Raw genomic sequence first — 1287 nt, forward strand, 5'->3', positions numbered from 1 at the left:
AGTACCAGCTCAAACCCCGCGACTGGACAGCCGCCGCACGCGAGGGCCGCACCATCGCACCCCTCATCACCAGGCTCAACGACATCCGCCGCCGCCACCCCGCGCTGCACCGCCTGCGCAATCTGCGCTTCCACGCGACCGACAACGATGCCGTCATCGCCTACAGCAAGAGCGAGGGGCAGGACACGGTCGTCGTGGTCGCCAACCTCGACCCCCACCACACCCAGGAGGCCACGGTCTCGTTGGACATGCCGCAACTCGGCCTGGACTGGCACGAGTCGATGCCGGTGCGCGACGAGCTCACCGGTGAGACCCACCACTGGGGCAGGGCCAACTACGTACGTCTGGTACCAGGCGAACGACCCGCGCACGTGCTCCACGTCCAGCGATCGTCCACCTCTCCCGAGATCGGAAGGCCCCCAGCGCCATGACTGTCAACGAGCCCGTCCCCGACATCTTCGAGGACGCCCCGGCCAGGGACCGGGACCCGGAGTGGTTCAAGCGTGCCGTGTTCTACGAGGTCCTCGTCCGCTCCTTCCAGGACAGCAACGGCGACGGCGTCGGCGACCTGAAGGGCCTGACCGCCAAGCTCGACTATCTCCAGTGGCTCGGCGTCGACTGCCTGTGGCTGCCGCCGTTCTTCAAGTCCCCGCTGAGGGACGGCGGCTACGACGTGTCCGACTACACTGCCGTGCTCCCGGAGTTCGGCGACCTGGCCGACTTCGTGGAGTTCGTCGACGCCGCCCACCAGCGCGGCATGCGCGTGATCATCGACTTCGTCATGAACCACACCAGCGACCAGCACCCGTGGTTCCAGGAGTCCCGCAAGGACCCCGACGGCCCCTACGGCGACTTCTACATGTGGGCCGACGACGACAGGGGCTATCCGGACGCCCGCATCATCTTCGTCGACACCGAGACCTCGAACTGGACCTTCGACCCGGTCCGCGGCCAGTACTACTTCCACCGCTTCTTCTCCCACCAGCCGGACCTCAACTACGAGAGCCCCGCGGTGCAGGAGGAGATCCTGGCCGCCCTGCGCTTCTGGCTGGACCTGGGCATCGACGGGTTCCGGCTGGACGCGGTGCCGTACCTCTACGCCGAAGAGGGCACCAACTGCGAGAACCTGCCCGCGACCCACGCCTTCCTCAAGCGGGTGCGGCGCGAGATCGACCGGATGTTCCCGGACACCGTGCTGCTGGCGGAGGCGAACCAGTGGCCGGAGGACGTCGTCGACTACTTCGGCGACTACGCGGCCGGCGGCGACGAGTGCCACATGGCCTTCCA

Annotated in this window: 2 protein-coding genes; both read left to right on the top strand. The window is 67.5% G+C overall.

Annotated elements, in window-relative coordinates; translation table 11 throughout:
• Positions 1-431: DUF3459 domain-containing protein (locus ACWC91_RS41585; protein ID WP_384188094.1), on the top strand; the 431-nt coding region annotated here is incomplete at its 5' end.
• Positions 428-1287 (top strand): alpha-amylase family glycosyl hydrolase (locus ACWC91_RS41590; protein ID WP_450645087.1); only part of this gene is annotated, 860 nt, incomplete at its 3' end. The genes ACWC91_RS41585 and ACWC91_RS41590, both read left to right, overlap by 4 nt.

The organism is Streptomyces sp. NPDC001204 (assembly GCF_053598035.1).